We start from the raw sequence: 19,898 nt of genomic DNA, 5'->3' as shown, positions 1-19,898 counted from the left end.
GGTAATTACGGAAACCGGTGTCGGGTGTTAACTGCCCACGCGTAAAGGGACGTATAAACTCCAAGGTGATGAACGACTTCACGCGTTGGATCGATCTTGAAGGTGCCGTCAACGTCCGCGACCTCGGCGGGCTCGCCACGGTGGACGGCGGGACCACACGCTTCGGCCGGATCTACCGGTCGGACAACCTGCAGGGACTGACCGGACGGGATGTCCGGCGGCTCGTCGCCGAGCTGAAGCTCCGCAACGTCGTCGACCTGCGCTCGGGGCCCGAGGTACGCCTGGAGGGGCCGGGGCCGCTCACCGAGGTGCCGGAGGTGAACATCCACCACCTCACCCTGTTCGCCGAGGGCGGCGTGTACACCGACGTCGACGCCGACACCATCGAGGCCGACAAGGTGCTGCCCTGGACCGAGGAGCGGATCGAGGAGGACCTCGCCGAGCTCCGGGTGACCGGCTTCTACTACGGCTACCTCCGCGACCGCCCCGACTCGGTCCTGGCCGCCCTGCGCGCCATGGCCCTCGACGAGGGGGCCGCCATCGTCCACTGCGCGGCGGGCAAGGACCGCACCGGTGTCGTGTGCGCCCTCGCGCTCGAGGTCGCCGGCGCCACCCGCGAGGCGATCGTCACCGACTACGTCGCCACGGGCGACCGCCTGGAGGGCATCCTGGCGCGGCTGCGCTCCAGCGACACCTACCGCGACGACCTCGACACCCGCCCGGCCGAGGACCACCGCCCGAGGTCCGAGTACATCGAGCAGTTCCTGGGCGTCCTCGACGACCGGTTCGGCGGACCGCTGGAGTGGCTCGCCTCGCACGGCTGGAGCGAGACCGACTCGCGGATCCTCCGCGCCCGGCTGCGCGACTAGGGGTTCTCCAGGACGACGACCCGGCGCTCGGCGGCCGAGCGCCGGGCGGCCTCCAGCACGGTGAGAGCCTCGACGACCTCCTCCGGGGCGACCGGTGGCGGGGCGCCCTCGTGCAGGCACGCCAGCACGGCCCGGTAGAAGCCGGCGTAGGCGCCGCGCTCCGTGGGAACGATGCGGACACCGTCGCCGACATCGCCGGAACCGCCGCCGTCCGCGCCGAGGGTGCCCCAGCGCTCGGGCGGCTCCTCGCCGAAGCCGGGGGAGGCGGGCGTCAGACCGGCGCGCAGCTGCTCCTCCTGCACGTCCAGGCCGTACTTCAGGTATCCCGCCCGCGAGCCCAGCACCCGGAAGCGGGGGCCCGGCCGGGAGGCGACCGAACTCGCCCACAGGTGGGAGCGGGCCCCGCCCGCGTGGGAGACGGCGATGAAGGTGTCGTCGTCGGCGTTCACCCCGGAACGGCGCACGTCCGACTCGGCGTAGACGTCGACGGCCGGGCCGAGCAGCCGCAGGGCCTGGTCGACCAGGTGGCTGCCGAGGTCGTACAGCAGCCCGGCGACCTCCTCGGTCCCGCCCGTCTCGCGCCAGCCGCCCTTCGGCACCGGCCGCCAGCGTTCGAAACGCGACTCGAACCGGTTGACCTCGCCCAGCTCGCCCTCCGCGACCAGGCGCCCGAGCGTCAGGAAGTCGCCGTCCCAGCGCCGGTTCTGGAACACAGTCAGCATCAGGCCGAGATCGCGCGCCAGGTCCACCAGACCGCGCGCCTCCGCGGCGGTCGCGGCCAGCGGCTTGTCCACCACCACCGGCAGGCCCGCCTTCAGCGCGGCCTCCGCCAGCGGGACGTGCGTACGGTTGGGGGAGGCGATCACGACCAGGTCGACGGAGTCCCACAGCTCGGCGGCGTCCCCGGCCACCCGCGCGCCGTACTTGCCCGAGACCTCGGCGGCCCGCTCCGAATCACCGGTGACCACCGCCGACAGCCTCAGCCCCGGCGTCGCGGAGATCAGCGGGGCGTGGAAGAACGCCCCGGCCACCCCGTACCCGACGAGACCGACGCGCAGGTCGGTCATCGCGCGTCCAGGGCGCCGCGGACGTGCTCGACTCCGTGCTCGACTCCGTGCCCGACTCCGTGTCCGGCGGGACCGATGTGCCGGACGGGACCGACGCCGAGATCAGTCACCGCGCTGCTCGTCACGCTCGGCCAGGAACGCCTCGAACTGGGCGGCGAGCTCGTCGCCGGTCGGCATCTCCGAGGGCTCGGCCATCAGGCTCTCGCGCTCGGAGCCCGCCGCGAACGCGTCGTACTGCTGCTCCAGGCCGGTGATGGCGGTGGAAAGCTCCTGGGAGGCCTGGATCTGCTCGGCGATCTCGGCGTCGGTCTTCTCCGCGGCCTCGCGCAGGCTCTCCAGCGGGAACACCAGCCCGGTGCTCTTGGTGACCGCCTCCAGCGCGGTCACCGCGGCCGACGGGTATTCGGCCTGGGCCAGGTAGTGCGGGACGTGCACGGCGTAGCCGAGGGCGTCGCGCCCCTTGCCGCCGAGCCGGAACTCGATCAGCGCGGCCACGCTGCCGGGCACCTGGACCTTGCCGAAGGCGCTGCTCTGGCCGGTGACCAGCTCGGGGCGGCTGGCGTGGCCGGTGACGCCCAGCGGGCGGGTGTGCGGGACGGCCATCGGGATGCCGTGGGTGGTCACCAGCCTGCCGACGTTCAGCCGGGTGGCCAGCGTGTCGACGGCGGCGGTGAACAGCTCCCACTCGCGGTCGGGCTCGGGGCCGCTGAGCAGCAGGAACGGGGTTCCCGTGGTGTCGTGGGCCAGGTGCAGCAGGAGCTCGGGACTCTCCAGGGCCACCCAGCGGTCGGTGTCGAAGGTCATGGTGGGCCGCCGGGAGCGATAGTCCAGCAGACGGTCCACGTCAAAGGTCGCCACGACCCGGTGCTCCAGCTCGTCGAGCAGGTGGGTGATGGCGAGTCGTCCGGCGCCGCCCGCGTCCACGAACCCGTCGAAGTGGTAGAGCAGCACCGGATCGGTCAGCTCAGGGACGTCTCCGCTGAGCCGGTAGAGATCCGTCGGGTCGAACACCGTTTTCCAGCCTTTCGTCGGTCGTCTCTTCAGCTCAACCCGTGTGGGGTCCGCTGAATTCCGCCTGCCCTCGGCGATCACACGGCACCCTACCGGGGCACAATGGGTCACATGCAGCCTGACCCTGAGCTTGAGGAGTTCGCAACCCGTCTGTTCGATCTGGCGAGAACCGGCGAGACGGAGCGGCTCCGCGCCTACGTCGAGGCCGGGGTTCCGGCCGATCTCACCAACGACAGGGGCGACACCCTGCTGATGCTCGCCGCCTACCACGGCCACGCCGGGACGGTCCGGGCGCTGGCCGAGCTGGGCGCCGACCCCGGCAGGGCCAACGACCGGGGGCAGACGCCGCTGGCGGGCGCGGTGTTCAAGAAGGAACCCGGTGTGATCAGGGCACTTCTGGAGGCCGGGGCCGATCCGAACGCCGGAACCCCCTCGGCGGCGGACGCGGCCCGGATGTTCGGCCAGGACGAATACCTGAAATGGTTCGAGAGATAAGTCAGAAACCGCGATATCCAGGTGTTTCCTGACGTATAGGAAAACAGGCGTCCTTCGGCCATCCTTGGGGAGTGGGAACTACTACTACGCGTAGGTCAGGCCTACCTCTCCGCATCCCCCCGTTACCCTGTCCCTTCCCCAGCGAGGTCAACCCCCACGTCGAGCGGGTCAACACCGAGACCCTCGACTGGCTCGTGGACACGGGCATCCTGGAGGATGACGAGACCGTCGAGCGCTACCGCCAGGCCAAGTACGGCTGGCTGGGAGCCCGCACGTATCCCTATGCCGAACACCACACGCTTCGCCTGGCGACCGACTGGTGCGTGTGGCTGTTCGCCTTCGACGACGCCTTCTGCGAGTCGGGCCGCGGCGCCGGTGAGATAACCCGCGCCCTGCCCCGGCTGTTCACCGTCCTGGACGACCTGGAGGCCGGGCAGGAGGTCGACGACGTCTTCGCCAGGACGCTCCTGGAGATCAAGACCAGGATCTCCAGGTACGGCGACGACGACCAGCTCGACCGCTGGCGCACCGTCACCAAGGACTACCTCTTCGCCCAGGTGTGGGAGGCCGCCAACCGCGAGGCCGACGTCGTGCCGCAGGTGGACGACTACATCTTCATGCGGCGGCGCACCGGCGCGATGCTCACCGTCTTCGCCCTCATCGACGTCGCCAGCGGACGCAGCCTCACCCCCGAGGAGTGGCGCCACCCCGACGTCAAGGCGATCACCGAGAGCGCCAACGACGTCGTCGTCTGGGACAACGACCTCATCTCGTACGCCAAGGAGAGCGACGGCGCCAACTCACGCAACAACCTGGTGAGCGTGCTCGCCAGGCACCGGGGCTACTCGCGGCAGCAGGCCATGGAGGCGATCGGCGCCATGCGCAACCGGGCCATCGCCGACATGGTGGCCCTGCGTCCCTCGCTGGAGGCGCTCGGCTCCGAGGCGGTGCTCGCCTACGTGCGCGGCCTGGAGTTCTGGATCAGCGGCAGCGTCGACTACTCGCTGACCAGCTCCCGCTACACGGCCGCCTGGCAGTCCGAGGCACCCGGGCCCCCCACCGGATGACTCACCCCTGAACGACCTGGCCGTCCTCGTGGTCTCCGAGCGCGAGGACGATCAGCTCCTCCAGGTTGAGCTTCCTGCCCTGGGCGAACGCCTTCTCGTGAGCCTCCTCACCGAGCACGCGCCTGCACTCCTTGATGCAGCGGTCGTGCTCGGAGTTGAAGAACGGGGAGCCCAGCTGCGGCATCCCGAAGGTGCGCCAGTTGGCCTGGCCGCCACCCATCAGCCGGGCCGCGAGCGCCGCCTGGCCGTCCTCCAGCGCCTGCTTGGCCACCACCTCGATCGCCAGGCCGATGCCGAGCACGTCGTGGAAGTAGCGCTTGAGCCGGAGCGCCTCGCGCGCGTTCGACATGGCCTCGGGGGAACGGCCCATCGCCTGGTACACGCTGGCGAGCGCGTAGATGGCGTACGAGCGCAGCCACAGCTCGCCGCGCTGGGTGCAGACCGCGATGCAGTCGCGCAGCAGCACCTCGGCCTCGGCCGGCTCGTTCTGGATGAGCAGCACCATGGACAGCTCGACGATCGAGGGCAGCAGGCCCGGGTTGAGCTCGCGCCCGCTCTTGTGGAACTCGATCGCCACGCCCAGCAGCGCGCTCGCCTTCTGCAGGTCGTTCTGGAGGAACGCGGCCGTGCCGAGCATCTTGGTGGCCAGGATGACCGCGCCCGAGTCGCCGACCCTGACGGCGTCGGAGCTGCACTGCTCCGCGGCCTCGATCGCGCCGGTGATGTTTCCCTGCGCGCTGTTGATGTAGGACAGCACCCACAGCGCCTTGCACCGGTCGGGGCTCGGCTGGCGCGCCAGCTCCAGGGTCTTCTCCAGGTAGAGCCTGCCCTCGCGGGCCAGACCGCAGGCCACCCACATGAACCACAGGGAGGACAGCAGTTTCAGCCCCTCCTGCACCTCGCCGGGGTTGCGCAGGCAGTGGTCGAGCGCGACGCGGATGTTGTCGTGCTCGTGGCGCATCCTGACGTACCAGTAGACCTGGCGGGCGCCCGACCAGGCGTCCTCGCTCCGCTTGGCCAGCTGCAGGTAGTAGTCGCGGTGCCTCTTCCTGATCCCGGCGGTCTCGCCGAGCTTGTCCAGCCACTCCTCGCCGTACTGCCGCAGCGTGTCGATCAGCCGGTAGCGGTGCCCGGAGGGCGTGCCGTCGCTCAGCAGGATCGACTTCTCCACCAGGCTGGAGATGAGCTCCATGATGTCCTCGGAGGGGAGGCTGTCGCCCGAGCAGACGTAGCGGGCGGCGTCGAGCTCGAAGTCTCCGGCGAAGACCGCCAGCCGCGCCCACAGCAGCCGCTCGGCCGGCTCGCACAGCTCGTGGCTCCAGCCGATCGCGGCCCGCAGCGTCTGGTGCCTGGGCAGCGCCGTGCGGCTGGCCCCCGCGAGCAGGCTGAACCGGTCGGCCAGCAGGCCGAGGATCTGCTCCACCGACAGGGCGCGCATCCGGACCGCGGCCAGCTCGATGGCGAGCGGTATGCCGTCGAGGCGGCGGCAGAGCTCGGCCACCGGGCCGATGTTGTGCTCGTCCAGCATGAAGTTGGGCACCACCGCGCTCGCCCGCGCGACGAAGAGCTGCACCGCCTCGTTGGTGAAGACGTCTTCGCCGGGGGAGTCACCGGGGACGGCCAGCGGCGGGATGGTGACCGTGTGCTCGCCCCTGGCGTTCAGCGACTGGCGGCTGGTCGCCAGGATGGTCAGCCCCGCGGCGTTGTCGAGCAGGTCTTCGAACAGGGCACCGCACGCGTCGACCAGGTGCTCGCACGTGTCGATGATCAGGAGGATCTCGCGGTCGCCCAGCCACTCGACCAGCGTCTCGTCCGCCGAGCGGGCGGACTGGTCGGCGATCCCGAGGGCCGAGGTGATCGTGTGACGGACCATCCCCGAGTCCTGGAGGCGGGCCAGGTCGGCGAACCAGACGCCGTCCTTGAAGTCGCTCCGCATCTGGTGCGCGATCCGCAGGGCGGTGCGGGACTTACCGACGCCCCCGATGCCGGTCACCGTGACCAGGCGGTGCTCGCCCAGCCGCTGCCGGAGTGTGGTGAGCAACCTGGTGCGCCCCACGAAGCTGGTCAGCTCGTTGGGCAGATTGCCGTCTCGCCGCCATCCTGCTGGCGTTGTCATGGCGCCTCACGGGGGGATAGCCGGAACCTGCCACCGCATCGTACCGTCTGGGCTCCCGCCTGTCCCTGGCGTCGCAAGGCACGAAGGCGGGCTTTCACGGAGGAAACGGGCTTTCTCTCGGGGGTGGGAGCGGGCTTCTCCCGGGTCTTCTCGCGGCGGGTTTTCTCCCCGGCGGGTTTTCCTCCTGAGGCGAGGGCGACCTTTCCCGGGAGGGGGAGGCGCGGGCCGCGAGGGTGGCTAGCATGGGACGCGTGACAGTGCGCGAACCCGATGACCTGCGTCCCGTCGATCTCGCCGACGACGGGCTGCCCATCCTGCCCGACCAGACCGCCGACGACACCGACCTCGGCTGGAACGAGTGGCGCGAGGCCGACGACGACGCCCGCCTGATCGAGGATCGTCCTCCCCACTGGGGGTGACCCCCGGAGGCCGGACCCCTCCGGCGGGGCCCTCCGTGAGGACCCCGCCGGAGGGCGCCCCGCCGGGAGAGCCTTCGCATGGCCGGATGTCCCGCGGGGAGGGACCCCGCGTGGCCAGAGCTTTCGCGTGGCCGGGAGAGCTTTCGCGTGGCCGGGCGCGTCCCGCTAGGAGACCACGTCCTTGACGCGGAAGCGGCGGAAGGCGAACGCGATCAGGATCGCCGAGTAGGTGACGGAGACGGCCACCCCCTTGAGCATGCCGTCATACTCCGGCTGAGGGGCGAGGGCGTCCAGCCACGCGGTGTTCCAGAACGTCGGCAAGAACTCCCTGAGCCAGCCGAGCGCCTCGACCGCCTGCAGGATGTTGCTGACGATCACCAGGCCGACCGCCCCGCCGACCGCCCCCAGCGGGGAGTCGGTGCTGACGGAGAGCAGGAAGGCCAGGGCCGCGACCACGAACTGGCTGACCAGGGCGTAGCCGATCACCACCCCGAACCGGGGCAGCACGTCCAGGGCGGCGATCGTCTCGCCGGTCCCCGGCACCCGGACGTCGTTCCATCCGAAGGCGAGGGTCCCGGCCAGCAGGGCCATCACCGGCAGGCAGATCACCGCCGCCGCCGAGTAGCCCATCGCGACGACCAGCTTCTGCCGCAGCAGGCGGTCGCGCGGGATCGGGGCGGCCAGCAGGTAGCGCAGCGACGACCAGCTGGCCTCGCTGGCCACCGTGTCGCCGCAGAACAGCGCCACCGCGACGACCAGCAGGAAGCTCGCCGACACCGACAGGGCGAACGCCGCGAAGTTCAGCCCGCCCTCGGTGGCCAGGTCGGAGATGCGCAGCGTGGTGGTCGGCTGCCCGGACCCGGCGCCGACCTTGAAGGCGATCACCAGGATCCACGGCAGCGCGAGCAGCAGGCCGAACATCACCAGCGTGCGGCGCCGCTTGAACTGCCGGACGATCTCCACGGCGAGCGGCAGCGTGCGGCCGGGCGCGTAACCGCGCGCCGAACCGTTCTCCGCGACGCCCTCGCCGGGGACGCCGTTCTCCGCGCCCCGGTTTCGTGCGGGGTCGTGCCGCGCGGGGCCGTCGCCCGTCGCGCCGGTCATGGTGCCACGAGCACCGTCGGTGTCGCTCACGCCTTCTCTCCGATCAGGTCCAGGAAGACGTCTTCCAGGCGGGTGCCGGAGCCGTTGACCGGGGTGCGACTGCTCAGCAGCTCGGCCACGGTCCCGGCTGTGACGAGACGCCCGCGGTGCATGACCACCACGTGACTGCAGGTCTGCTCCACCTCGGCGAGCAGGTGGCTGGAGACGATGACCGTGCGGCCCCCCCTGGCGTAGCGGATCAGGACCTCGCGCATCTCGCGGATCTGGGGCGGGTCGAGACCGTTGGTGGGTTCGTCCAGGACGAGCAGGTCGGGCAGGCCGAGCATGGCCTGCGCGATGGCCAGGCGCTGGCGCATGCCCTGCGAGTAGGTGCGGACGGCGCGCTCCAGGGCCTTGCCGAGCCCGGCGATCTCCAGGGCCTCGGCGAACCGGGCGTCCTCGGCGGGCCGGCCGGTCGCCTTCCAGTACAGCTCCAGGTTGTCGCGGCCGTTGAGGTGCGGCAGGAAACCCGGGCCCTCGACGAACGAGCCGAGCCTGGACAGGACCGGGGCACCGGGCGCCACCCGGTGACCGAAGATCCGCACCTCGCCGCCGTCGGGTCTGATCAGGCCCATCAGCATGCGCAGGGTGGTGGTCTTGCCCGCCCCGTTGGGGCCGAGCAGGCCGAGCACCTGGCCGTGCTCGACGGTGAACGACAGGTCGTTCACCGCGAGCTCGCCGTTCCGGTACGCCTTGGTCAGGCCGTGGATCCGCAGCGGTACGGAGTCGAGCTCTGGGTCGTGCTCGTCGGCGGGGCGGCGGCGCCCGGCGAGCAGCAGGGCCGCCGCGACGACGAGGGAGAGCAGCGGCAGTGCCCAGATCCACCAGGCCGGGCCGGTCGAGGGGGTGCGCAGGGTGGCGTAGGTGGGGACGGTCACGGCCGGTGAGACCAGGGCGACCTGGTAGACGGCCGGGGTCGCGGGGGTGCTGTAGCCCAGGTCGGTGGTGGTGAACGCGACGCGCAGCCGGTGCCCGACGTCGAACCTGTGGTCGATGGCCGGCAGGGTCACCGTGGCCTCGCCCGAGCCGCTCTCGGGGATCGCGATCCTGATCGGGGCGACGAGCCCCTCGGGCAGGATCGGTGCCTGGGTCGCGCCCGCGACGTCGTAGAGCTTGGCGAACAGCGTCACCTCGCCCGCCGCCCGCGTCCCGGCGGATCCGGCCTCCGCCTCGCCGGTGTCCGGCCGCGTGCCGCTCTCCGCTTCGTCACCCGGCGCGACGTCACCCGCCGAGGGGGACCCGGACCGTTCGGGCGTCACCCGCACCCGCACGGTCGAGCTGCCGGTGACCTGGAGCGGGGCGGCCAGCGGGGCGGAGTCGAAGGTGGCGCTCTGGCCCGCCATGTCGATCGACAGGTTCGCGGTGGCTCCGCCGCCGAGACCGCCGAAGCCGGGGACCGCGGAGATCGAGGAGGGGGATCCGCCGGGCGGGTTGGCCACCTGCTGGCCGGACCCGCTGAGCGGCACGGAGGTCTGACCGGTGCCAGACAGCCCCGGATAGCGACCGGCGACGGCGTGCAGCTGGACCGGGCGCCGGGTCCCGGGGTCGCGCCCGCCGTCGCGGGTGACGGTGAAGGAACCGCCGGCCTGCCCGGCCCCCTCGTCGTTCTCCAGGTAGCGGTCGAACCAGCCGAGCGTCTTCTCGTGCAGCCAGTCGACCTCGCCGTTGCCGCCGTCGTGGCCGCCGTCGAACCAGGCGACCTCCACCGGGGCGCCGGTGGCGGCGATCGCCCTGGCGTTGGCGTCCGCCTGGCCCAGGGTGAACAGCGAGTCGCGCTGTCCCTGGAGCAGCAGCGTCGGAACTTTGATCTTCCCGGGCACCGAGATCGGGCTGGATCTGCGCAGCGTCTCCACCGCGTCCGCCGTCGCCCGGCCGCTCTCCGCCACCTTCTGGTACATGTCACAGATCTCCGGCAGGAACCGGCCGCACCGGACCTCCTCCGCGGTGAGCGGCCGGGGCTGGGCGGGCGGCGACTCGTCCCCGTCCCCCGCGTCTCCCGCGCCCCCGCCGAGGGCGGCCAGAGCGGCCGCGTCCGGCGTGGGACCGCCCCGGCTGAAGAACAGCCCGGCCCACATGCGCTTGAACACCCCGCTCTCCGGGCCCTGCCCGGTGGCGTTGGGGAACAGCGCGTCGGCCAGATCGTACCAGGTGATCTGCGGGGCGATCGCGTCGATCCTGGGATCGTGGGCGGCGGCCATCAGCGAGATGGCCCCGCCGTAGGAGCCGCCCGCGACGCCCACCCGCGGGTCGCCCGCCGCGTCGAGCCGGACCTCGGGCCGCCTGGCGACCCAGTCGACCAGCTGGCGCACGTCCTTGACCTCGTAGTCGGGGGAGTTCAGCGCGATCTGTCCCGAGGAGCGGCCGAAGCCCCGCGCGGACCAGGTCAGCACGGCGTAGCCGTCCTGGGCCAGCCGTACGGCGGCGTCCCTGACGCTCTGCTTGCTGCCGCCGAAGCCGTGCGCGAGCAGCACCGCGGGGGCCCTGCCGCCCCCGGCCGGGGGGAAGAAGCTCGTGTCCAGCGTGACCCGCTGGTCGTCGCCGGGCCCGTCGACCACCGTGATCATCTGGTTCTGGGCACGTACGTCCGGATCGGACGGCCACACCAGCCAGGCCGCGACACCGACGACCAGCACGGCGGCCACAGCGATCCCCGGGACCCAGGCGGCCCGTTTTCCCCCACGTTGCATGACGAGAGCCTACTGATTCGAGCTGAGAGGCTCCTGAGACCGCTCTCAGGAGCGTCCCCGCCGGCCAGCTGCCGGCCAGGCCGCCGGTCGGTCGTCGTGGCCGGCCGGAACAGGGCGCGATTGATCACCTGCGGGGGAGGACGGGAGGAGCCGTCCCGATGCTCAGGGTTGTCCCCGATTGCGGAGCGAGGTAAAGGAGCGGCATCATTTCGACGCGTGAAGCCAGTAGAGAGCCTCCGAAGAAGAGCCACTCCCGTCATTGAGTGGGCTCTGCCGTATTGGACGCGCGGGAAGGCCGGCAGGGAGACCCCGGAGGATCTGTTCAGGCTCCTCTACCTCGGGTGGCTGGTGGCTTTCTCGTTCAAGGTGCTCGGGGCGTCCTGGGACGTCTCCTGGCACTTCAAGTGGCTCCGCGACGACCTCGCGCCGCCGCACCTGCTCAACAGCGTCGGCACCGCCATCGCCCTCGCACTCACGATCATCCACGTCTACACCGGCTACGGCGTGGACAAACTCGCGCAGCGCCTCATCACCTGGGGCACGGGCATCTTCCTGGTCGCGGTCCCGCTGGACCTGATCAACCACCGGATCAACGGGCTCGACATCACCTCGTGGAGCCCGTCCCACCTGATGCTCTACATCGGCACGTTCTTCATGGTCTGCGGCGTCATCCGGGGCTGGTTCGTGCGGGCGGTCCCGGGGCGGACGCGCACGCTGGTCCTCGGCGGGCTCTTCGTGTTCCTCTTCGAGAACGTCTGGTTCCCGGCCCAGCACCAGGAGTACGGCGTGTACGGCATCGCCGCCTGGGACCGGGGGGAGCCGGACGCGGAGCCGATCCTGATCAAATTCGCCGCCGACCAGATCGGCCTGCCGGTGGACGACAGGGCCGTGGCGCTCCACTTCGCGCTGCCCGTGCCCGACCAGCTCTACCCGCTCTACGCCGCGATGGCCGCCGTCATGGTGGCCGTCTACGCCCGCGCGATGATCGGCCGGATGTTCTCCGCCACCGCCGTGGTCGGAGTCTACGTCGTCTTCCGCACCCTGATCTGGCCGCTCCTCGCCGTGGCCGACTTCCCGCGCTCGGCGATCCCGGTCTTCCTGATCGCCGGGGCTCTCGCCGTCGACCTGGCGTTCCTGATCAGGATGCCCGTGGTCAGGGCCCTGGTCGGCTCTCTCGGCGCCACCCTCCTCGTCGACCAGGCGCTGCGCTTCCAGCACTCGACGTTCATGGCGCCGCCGCTGGTGCCCCCCGCGACCATGCTGGTCGGGGGGGCCGGGCTCGCCGTCCTGTGGCTGGCCGCCGAATGGTCGTTCAGCCGTCACACACTGCGGGCTCAGGACAGGGAGGCGCTGGTCAGAGCCACCGCGACCCCGTAGGCCAGCCCCATCACGGTGATCTCGGCCGCCGCCCACGCGACGACCGCCGTCGCCCGCCGCTCCGCGATGTGCGGCAGCAGGCGGAAGCGGATGTGGGCGGCGAACGGGATCAGCAGCGCCACGCACGCGACCTTGGCCAGCACCAGCAGGCCGTACTCGTTGGTCAGGAGAGCCCCCGGCAGCTCCACTCCGGGGGTGAGGGCCATCGTGGCCAGGCCGTTCACCAGGCCTGAGACGCCGACCACGACGAGCGCCAGGGTCGCCAGCCTGGAGAACGCCGGAAGCACCCTGGCCAGCAGCTCGCGGTCTCCGGCGACCAGCAGGACGATCGTGAGCAGGCCGCCGGTCCACGCCGCCGCGCCCATCACGTGCAGCTCCATCGAGATCATGATGGGGTCGTGCCAGACCGAGTCGACCGCGTGGCCGGTGACCGGGATCGGCAGCAGCCCGAAGAGGGCGATCACGATCCGCAGCTCGGCTGGGACCTTCTCGCCGTACCGCACGGCCAGCAGCCCGATCCCGGCGTAGGACAGCGCGCAGGCGGCGCTGAAGAGCATGCCCTGCCCGGCGCCGACGCTGTCGACGTACTCGGCGATCATGCCGGGGGTGGGGATCAGCCCGGGGTTCAGCTCGGCCGTCTGGAACACGATGACGACCAGCGCCAGCAGCGCCCACGCCCAGGCGAAGGTCACGGCCATCGGCCGGGCCCGGCGCATCACCGGCTCCGTGCGGTCGGGGTCGTCGAAGCCGAGCAGCTTCGGCAGCAGGCTGAGCCCGACCACCGCCACCGCCGCCAGGTCGAGCAGCACCCGCAGCACCGGCAGCCCGTACTCCACCGGCGGCCCGGGGATGGCGATCCCCGGCACCGCCTCCTGGCGGGAGAGTGCCGTCGCGGTCAGCACGGCCACCAGGGCCCCGGACACGAGTCCGCCGACGACCAGTCTTCCGGTGGTGCCGGCCTCGGCGACCCGCTCGGTGGTCACGGTCATCCCGCGCCTCCCTGCTCCCTCGTACGGCGCATCGCCACGATGGTGGCCCCGCCCAGCAGGACGATGGAGCCCGCGATCCACAGCACGGCCATCCCGGCCCCGCCGTTCTGCGCGGCCTCGGCGGCCTGGGCGCCCAGATCGGGGCCCTGCGGCGCGGCGGCGGAGACCACGGGGGCGGAGGTGGCGGGAGCCTGGGCGGAGGTGCCCCGGCCGGGGACGGTCAGGGTGAAGGTGATCTTTTTGGAGACCGGATGACCGTCGGAGGAGAGGATCCGGTAGCCCACCGCGTACACCCCGGCGGGGCCGAGGGGCTTCACGCCGACGCTGACCTTCGTCCTGTCGACGGTCGTCTTCCCCTCCTCCCACCGCGCGCCGTCCGGGCCGATCACGCTGATCTGCGCGAAGCCCTGCCGGACGGGCTGGTCGAAGGTGAGTGTGATCTTCTCGGGCCCGATGGCCAGCTCGGCACCGTTCTTGGGGTCGCTGCTGATCAGCACGTTGTGGGCCTGTGCCGGGGCGACCGCGCCGAGCAGCGCGGCGGACGCGAGCAGCAGGACCGTGAGTAGCCGCCTCACCGGTCGTGGCCTTCCTTTGGGATCGTCATGACGAATGACATGCTCCCACCTCGGCCTTCCGCCCGGGAATCGTGCTCGCGGACGGGACGCGTCGGGGAGGACGAGGCGCCCGGCGGGGGGCGGGAGCCCACGGGGCGGAGTCAATGACTAGAAGGATGACAAACATTCAAAAAATGAAGAATATGCCGATTTATCTGGTAAGAGGCGCTAAGGGATAGTTTATTTGGTTTTATCGCGCTGGAAAACAAGCGCGAAACCTTGACGAATTCGGCGCGTGATCCTTAGCCTCGCTTCAAGCAGCGTCACCGATTCGCCGAGCTCACGCGCGGTGGAGAGGTCGCCGTGCCCGTGCGCGGTGTGAAGGCGGACGTGTGGTCGGGACACGTCACGCCGGGGCGTTCGCATATCTCGGCGCCGGAGCCATTCCGCGCCGCGTACGTCCTCAACGTCATCGGATCTCCGCGTCCTCTCGGGGCCGAGCCGATCCGGTCGGTCGTCATGGAGCCGCTCATTCGGGCGGTTCCATTCTCCGCCGTAAGGGAACGCAGCTGGGTTCCCCTCCCGTCAGTACGGAGGCGTCGTGACGCGAACCGGCCTCTCACCGGCCAGGAGGGCACCGCTCGCCCAGAGCCTGGGCGGCCGTGTCGTCGCGGCGGCGATCCCGCCGCCCCCGCCGGACGTGCGGCGGCCCCCTCCTCCACACGGGGACGCGCGGGGACGCGCACAGGGCGCACGGGAACGCGTGCGGGGCGCACGGGAACGCGCGTGGGAACGGCCGCGGTTCTCGGAGCGGCACGCCTCCGGCGCCTCCGCCCGCACCGTGGCGTTCGCGGCCGGGCCCGCCGAATCCGCCGGCCCGCCGGGTTCGCTGAGTTCGCGAGGGACGCCGGTGGCATCGGTGATCGAGCCACGAGCCTTCCTGATGGAACGCCTGGCCGGGCACGAGATCCCCGAACGGGGCGTCGTTGGTGCCCTGCCCAGGAATCAGTCGGGAAAAGTCATCAAAAGGGAGTCACGGGGCCTGTTCGAGGCCGCCGCGACAGGCCGGACGGAAGGCACCTGAAATGTCGCTGACAGACCGATGGGAAGGGGCGTCCTTGGCCGTCACCCGCGTCCGGGAAAGAACAGGCACCGAGCTCTCCCGCGGGGTGTTCGCCGGCTCCCCGAGCCTCGGGGGCGTCATCGAAGAGATCGGCCGGACCCGATGACGGCCGGTCTCGCGCGGCTGAGCGCGACGTCCGTGGAGTTCACCGGCGCGCGGGGCGGCGAGTCGCCGCTCAGCTGGGGTCAGCTGGCCATCTGGCGGCTCACCCGGTGGCTGGACGACGACGACCCGTACTTCAACATGCCCTGGGTGCTGCCCGTCTACGGCAAGCGCGACCTCGACACCGTCCTGCGGGCACTGCGCGTGCTCGTCGAGCGGCACGAGACGCTGAGGACGACGTACGAGGAGACTCCCGGCGGGCTGGTCCAGCGCGTGGCGCGCCAGGGCCGGTTCGCCGTCGAGGTGTACGACGCGGGGGAGGCCAGGCCGATCGCCGCCGCCAGGGAGCTCTCCGCCCGGCTGGCCGCCACCGCGTTCGACTACGCGACCGAGCTGCCGTTCCGCTGCGCCGTCGTGACCGTCGACGGCCGTCCCAGGACGATGGCCCTCACCCTGTCCCACCTGGCCGTGGACGGCGGGGCCCTGGACGTGCTGGCGCGCGACTGGCGGGACCTGCTCGCCGGTGGCGAGATGCCCGCCCCCGCCTGGCAGCCGATGGACCAGGCCGCCTTCGAGCGTGAGGGAGCGGGCGCCGCCCGTGGCGAGCGGACGCTGCGTCACTGGCGCGCGGTCCTGGAGAGGGCGCCCCTGACCATGTTCGACTTCCCCCGCACGGCGCCGGAGGAGCCGCGGTTCGTCAAGGTCGGCATGGAGTCGGCCGCCGTCGCGGCGGCGGCCGAGGTGCTGGCGGCGCGCTGGTCGGTCAGCACGGCCAGCGTGCTGACCGCGGCGAGCGCGGTGCTGCTGGGCGCGCTCACCGGCCACCGCGAGCTGGTCATGCAGCTCGTCGTGGCCAACCGGCACGATCCCCGGGTCGCCGCCATGGCGGGCAGTGCCGTGCAGGACGGGATCTTCGTTCTCGCCCTGCCGGAGGGGACGTTCGCCGACGCCGCCCGCGCCGGACACCGGCAGGCGCTGACCGCCTACCGGAACGCGCACTACGACCCGTACCGGATGATGGCGCTGCGCGAGGAGGTCGGCCGCGAGCGAGGGAGGCCCGTCGACCTGTCGGCCTACTTCAACGACACGCGGACCGTCGGCCACTGGCCCCACCTGCCCGCGGTGGAGCCACCGGGCGACCCCGCCGCGATCGCCGCCCTCACCGGGCGGACCAGGACCTTCCACGTCGGATCCTGGCCCGAGGTGGACGCCACGGCCCTGTTCGCCACCGGCACCGCCACCAACACCTGCGAGCTGTACCTGATGGCCGACACCTCCTACCTGCCGCGCCCCACGGCCTACGCGCTGCTGCGCGGGCTGGAGACCCTGCTGGTCGCCTCCGTGGCCGGGGACGTCCCGCTCGACGAGGTCGCCGGGCTGTGCGGCATCGTCCCGGTCGAGCGCCCCGCCGCCCAGAACGGGTCCTCCGCCGGTTCACCCGGCACCGGCCCGACGAAGGTCGCGGGGGATCCCGGGGTGCCGGGACCGAGGGAGGTGGCCGATGACCACGTCTGACCACGTCTGACCACGTCTGACCGCGTCGTGCCGGACGGCCGCGCGGCGCTGCTCGAACGGCTGGCCCGGCTCCCCCCGGCACAGGCCCGGTCGGCGTCCTCGACGACTTCTTCGCGCCGGGCGGGCACTCCCCGCCGGCGCCGGCGTCTCCGACCGGGAGCCGGCGGGCTCGCGGTGGTGATCCGGTGGCGGGCGGGGGCTGTCGGCGGGGCGGGGAACGGCGTAGCATCGCACGCCTCACGTGATCGGGCGCCCGCTCGTCCTCGCGACGGCGAGCCGAGGAGACGCCGAGCCGGGAAGCGCCGGACCGTGAAGGCACCGAGCCGTGAAGATCGTGAAGATGTCGAACCACGAAGACGCCGAGCCACGGAGATGCGAGGTCCCATGAGCGTCGTCCAGCCCGTCCCCGACCCGCGGGCGGCGCTCGCCGAGCCGACACGCAGGGTGGGACCCTGGTGGGTGGCCGGCATCTCGCTGGCCAATCTGGCGCTCTGGATGGCCTACTTCGGGCCGCTCCAGGTGCTGCTGCCCTCGCAGGTGGCGTCGATCGACCCGGTGGACAAGGAAGGGTCGCTGGCGCTGGTCACCGGGGTGGGGGCCGCCGTCGCGATGCTGTTCAACCCCGTCGCCGGAGCGCTGTCCGACCGTACGGCCGGGCGCTTCGGGCGCAGGCACCCGTGGTCGCTGGGCGGGGCGCTGGTCGGTGCCGGGGCGCTGGTCCTGCTGGCGGGTCAGGGCTCGATCCTCGGCGTGATGGCCGGGTGGTGTCTCGCGCAGGCCGGGCTCAACGCGATGCAGGCCGCGCTCGGCGCCGGGGTGCCCGACCACGTCCCGGTCGGCCAGCGAGGTGAGGTCTCGGGCTGGATCGGGATTCCCCAGTCACTCGGGGTGGTGCTCGCCGTGGTCCTGGTCACCATGGTCGCCACCACCACCGAATCCGGATATTTCTTGATAGCGGCGCTGATCCCGCTCTGCGTGCTCCCCTTCGTCCTCACCACCCCCGACCCCCGGCCGGCGGCCAGACCGCCCTTCGAAGCCGGTGCCTTCCTGCGGGGGTTCTGGATCAGCCCCCGCACCCACCCCGACTTCTTCTGGGCCTGGCTGACACGTTTCCTGATGCAGCTGGGCAACGCCGTCGCCACGCTCTACCTGCTGTACTTCCTCACCGACGCGGTCGGCTACGAGAGGCTCTTCCCCGGCGAGAAGGCCGAGGACGGCCTGCTCGTGCTGATCCTGATCTACACCGCGGCCGTCGTGCTCACCACCGTCATCGCGGGTGTCGTCTCCGACAGGATCGGCCGACGCAGGGCGCTCGTCACGGTCTCCGGCCTGATCAGCGTGATCCCCGCGGTGATGCTCGCGTTCTGGCCGCAGTGGCCGGTGGCGACGGTCGGCGCCGCGATCATGGGGGTCGGCTTCGGCATCTACCTCTCGGTCGACAACGCCCTGGTCACCCAGGTCCTGCCCGCCGCCGAGGGGCGAGCCAAGGATCTCGGGGTCATCAACATCGCCAACTCGGGCCCCCAGGTGCTCGGCCCCGTCATCGCCGGTCCCATCGTGGCCGGTCTCGGCGGCTACCCCGTCCTCTACATGACCTCGGCGGTCCTCGCCCTCCTCGGCGCCGTACTCGTCTGGAAGATCCGCTCGGTCCCCTGAGATCGGGCTTCCGTCGCCCACCCCGGCGGAAAGGTCAGTGGAGGTATGAGGTCCCTCGTGCCGGTGTGGCGTCCTTTACTCAGCGTTGTATCCATGCCACTCCCGATTCGGTCGGTGACCCTTTGGTCGCTGGGGGTGATGGAACCCTTCGGTTATGGCAGTGGTAGCTCCCCGGCCCATCCTGGGAATCGTGCTCCTGATCTTCGTCAGCGCCGCCTGGGGATCGGCTTTCCCGCTGATGAAGGACCTCATCGTCCGCATGCCCGTGGCGGACCTTCTCACCGAGCGGTACGGCATCGCCACACTCGTACTGCTCGCGCTCCGTCCGAAACGCCTGAGGGGGCTGTCGGAGAGCACCTGGCTGACCGGCATCCTGCTCGGCCTGCTGTTCGGCGTGGGCCAGACGGCCTCGGCGGTCTCGCTGCACGATCTGCCCTCGTCGGTCTCGGGGTTCACGGTCGGCTCGTACGTGGTGATCACCCCGGTTCTCGGGCTGTTCCTGCTCGGGGCCAGGACCCCGGCCCGCGTCTGGGCCGCGGTGGTGCTGGCCATGGGCGCGATGACCACGTTCACCCTGCTGAGGGGTTCGGAGGGTGACATCGCCCTGCCCGCGCTGGCCGCCACCCTGTTGTCGGCGGTCCTGTACGCGGCCCACACGCTGGTGCTCGGCAACTCCGCCGAGGCGCGGCAGAACGCCTACGCGGTCACGGTGATCCAGCTTGGCACCATCGCCGTCATGACGGGTGTCCTCGCCGCGCCGGACGGCCTGACCCTGCCCTCGACGCCGGGTGACTGGGCGATCCTCGGCCACCTGTCGATCGTGGCCTGCGCCCTGGGCTTCCTGGCCCGCTCCTGGGGTCAGCTCCACGTCTCGCCGGTGTCCGCCGCGGTGATCCTGTCGGCCCAGCCACTCTGGGTGACCGCCCTCGCCGTGGCGCTGTACGGGGAGCCGCTCACCATGAGCGTCTACCTCGGCGGGGGGCTGCTCGCCCTCGCCATGCTCCTGGTCGTGCTGCCCGGGGGAGTGCTCAGCTCAGTTCGGCGGGGGAGAGACCCAGTTCCGCCGCCGCGGCCGTCCGGATGAACTCGGTCATCCGCGCCCGCGAGAGCACCCGCCGGTGCACCGTCACCTGCGTGGAAAGGCCGTCGATGAGGGACATGACCCGCCAGGTCACGCCCTCGGGGTCCGCGCAGGTGAAGATCCCGGCCTCGACGCCGTCGTCGATGATCGCGCGGAGTGCCTCCTTCCACCGCATGTCGATCCTGCGGGACGTCTCCTCAAGCTCGGCGTTGCGTATCGACTCCGCCCAGGCGTCGATCCACAGGGCCCACGACTTGGACTTCCCGCTGGGCGGGTAGAACCTGAGCAGGGCTCGCAGCCGATCGAGGGGGGAGCCGCCCGACTCCTCCACTTTGCCGAGCGCGTCCAGGTTGAGCTGGGCGGCGTAGGAGAAGGCCTGGGCGAACAGCTTCTCCTTGGTCTCGAAATGGTAGAAGAGCAGCGCCTGGCTGACCCCGGCCGCCTGGGCGATGTCCGCGGTCCGCGTGTGACCGAACCCCTGGGCCGCGATGACATCGCAGGCGGTCCGGAGCAGATCTTCACGACGTAATCGCCCAAATCCCCTTGCCACAAGGGAACCCTAGCGGGTCGGGGATCGTCGTCCGGGTCAGGGGCAGGGGTCGGCGACCGCCGTCCGGGCCTACGCGT

17 protein-coding genes are annotated in these 19,898 nt (G+C 71.4%); 9 read left to right on the top strand and 8 right to left on the bottom strand.

Annotation, left to right across the window (positions count from 1 at the left end; all coding sequences use genetic code 11):
• The first annotated feature begins 68 nt into the window (after positions 1-68).
• Positions 69-869, top strand: a complete 801-nt coding sequence (locus tag OG587_RS40215; protein WP_329084089.1) for a tyrosine-protein phosphatase — start codon at positions 69-71, stop codon at positions 867-869.
• Here OG587_RS40215 and OG587_RS40210 read toward each other — a convergent pair.
• Both OG587_RS40210 and OG587_RS40205 read right to left on the bottom strand, forming a co-directional pair.
• The gene (locus tag OG587_RS40210) at positions 866-1,936 is read right to left on the bottom strand and encodes a Gfo/Idh/MocA family oxidoreductase (RefSeq protein WP_329084088.1); all 1,071 of its coding nucleotides are present in this window, start codon (positions 1,934-1,936) and stop codon (positions 866-868) included. The genes OG587_RS40215 and OG587_RS40210 overlap by 4 nt on opposite strands.
• Before the next feature lie 102 nt (positions 1,937-2,038).
• A complete protein-coding gene (locus OG587_RS40205; protein WP_329084087.1) occupies positions 2,039-2,947 on the bottom strand; it encodes a proteasome assembly chaperone family protein in 909 nt (302 codons plus the stop codon).
• Positions 2,948-3,049: 102 nt separating this feature from the next.
• Between OG587_RS40205 and OG587_RS40200 the strand changes: the two genes are divergently transcribed.
• Positions 3,050-3,442, top strand: coding sequence for an ankyrin repeat domain-containing protein (locus OG587_RS40200; protein ID WP_329084085.1), 393 nt, complete (start codon positions 3,050-3,052; stop codon positions 3,440-3,442).
• Positions 3,443-3,513: 71 nt separating this feature from the next.
• Positions 3,514-4,509, top strand: a complete 996-nt coding sequence (locus tag OG587_RS40195; RefSeq protein WP_329084083.1) for a 4-epi-cubebol synthase — start codon at positions 3,514-3,516, stop codon at positions 4,507-4,509.
• Position 4,510: 1 nt separating this feature from the next.
• Here the strand turns inward: OG587_RS40195 and OG587_RS40190 are convergent, their stop codons facing one another.
• Complete coding sequence (locus tag OG587_RS40190; protein WP_329084082.1) at positions 4,511-6,625, bottom strand: ATP-binding protein; 2,115 nt, start codon at positions 6,623-6,625, stop codon at positions 4,511-4,513.
• Positions 6,626-6,876: 251 nt separating this feature from the next.
• Here OG587_RS40190 and OG587_RS40185 point away from each other — a divergent pair, with 251 nt between their 5' ends.
• Entirely contained in the window at positions 6,877-7,044 is a 168-nt protein-coding gene (locus tag OG587_RS40185) for a hypothetical protein (protein ID WP_329094244.1), read from the top strand.
• Positions 7,045-7,209: 165 nt separating this feature from the next.
• Here the strand turns inward: OG587_RS40185 and OG587_RS40180 are convergent, their stop codons facing one another.
• The gene (locus OG587_RS40180; RefSeq protein ID WP_329084081.1) at positions 7,210-8,178 is read right to left on the bottom strand and encodes an ABC transporter permease; all 969 of its coding nucleotides are present in this window, start codon (positions 8,176-8,178) and stop codon (positions 7,210-7,212) included.
• Complete coding sequence (locus OG587_RS40175; protein ID WP_329084080.1) at positions 8,175-10,874, bottom strand: CocE/NonD family hydrolase; 2,700 nt, start codon at positions 10,872-10,874, stop codon at positions 8,175-8,177. The genes OG587_RS40180 and OG587_RS40175 overlap by 4 nt, the downstream gene beginning before the upstream one ends.
• A 348-nt stretch (positions 10,875-11,222) precedes the next feature.
• Between OG587_RS40175 and OG587_RS40170 the strand changes: the two genes are divergently transcribed.
• Entirely contained in the window at positions 11,223-12,251 is a 1,029-nt protein-coding gene (locus OG587_RS40170) for a hypothetical protein (RefSeq protein WP_329084079.1), read from the top strand.
• Here the strand turns inward: OG587_RS40170 and OG587_RS40165 are convergent.
• Positions 12,209-13,240 (bottom strand): copper resistance D family protein, encoded by a 1,032-nt coding sequence (locus OG587_RS40165; protein WP_329084078.1) that lies wholly within the window; start codon positions 13,238-13,240, stop codon positions 12,209-12,211. The genes OG587_RS40170 and OG587_RS40165 overlap by 43 nt on opposite strands.
• Positions 13,237-13,815 carry a copper resistance CopC family protein gene (locus OG587_RS40160; protein ID WP_329084077.1) on the bottom strand — a complete coding sequence of 193 codons (579 nt, stop codon included), beginning with the start codon at positions 13,813-13,815 and terminating at the stop codon, positions 13,237-13,239. Before OG587_RS40160 ends, OG587_RS40165 begins: the two co-directional genes overlap by 4 nt.
• A 580-nt stretch (positions 13,816-14,395) precedes the next feature.
• Here OG587_RS40160 and OG587_RS40155 point away from each other — a divergent pair.
• From OG587_RS40155 to OG587_RS40140, 4 genes are all read left to right on the top strand, one after another.
• Positions 14,396-14,878: a hypothetical protein gene (locus tag OG587_RS40155; protein WP_329084076.1), complete on the top strand. Its 483-nt coding sequence runs from the start codon at positions 14,396-14,398 to the stop codon at positions 14,876-14,878.
• A gap of 141 nt (positions 14,879-15,019) precedes the next feature.
• Entirely contained in the window at positions 15,020-16,534 is a 1,515-nt protein-coding gene (locus OG587_RS40150; RefSeq protein WP_329084075.1) for a condensation domain-containing protein, read from the top strand.
• A gap of 384 nt (positions 16,535-16,918) precedes the next feature.
• Positions 16,919-18,190 (top strand): MFS transporter, encoded by a 1,272-nt coding sequence (locus tag OG587_RS40145; RefSeq protein ID WP_329084074.1) that lies wholly within the window; start codon positions 16,919-16,921, stop codon positions 18,188-18,190.
• A gap of 154 nt (positions 18,191-18,344) precedes the next feature.
• Entirely contained in the window at positions 18,345-19,274 is a 930-nt protein-coding gene (locus OG587_RS40140) for a DMT family transporter (RefSeq protein WP_329084073.1), read from the top strand.
• On the opposite strand, the gene OG587_RS40135 is transcribed toward OG587_RS40140, so the two are convergent.
• A complete protein-coding gene (locus OG587_RS40135) occupies positions 19,219-19,821 on the bottom strand; it encodes a TetR/AcrR family transcriptional regulator (RefSeq protein ID WP_329084072.1) in 603 nt (200 codons plus the stop codon). The two genes, OG587_RS40140 and OG587_RS40135, sit on opposite strands and share 56 nt — an antisense overlap.
• Positions 19,822-19,898: the final 77 nt, after the last annotated feature.

It is taken from the genome of Streptosporangium sp. NBC_01469, from assembly GCF_036227305.1.
Classification (GTDB): Bacteria; Actinomycetota; Actinomycetes; order Streptosporangiales; family Streptosporangiaceae; genus Streptosporangium.
Note: the sequence above shows the minus strand (reverse complement) of the source record. Positions and strands in the feature narration are given on the sequence as shown.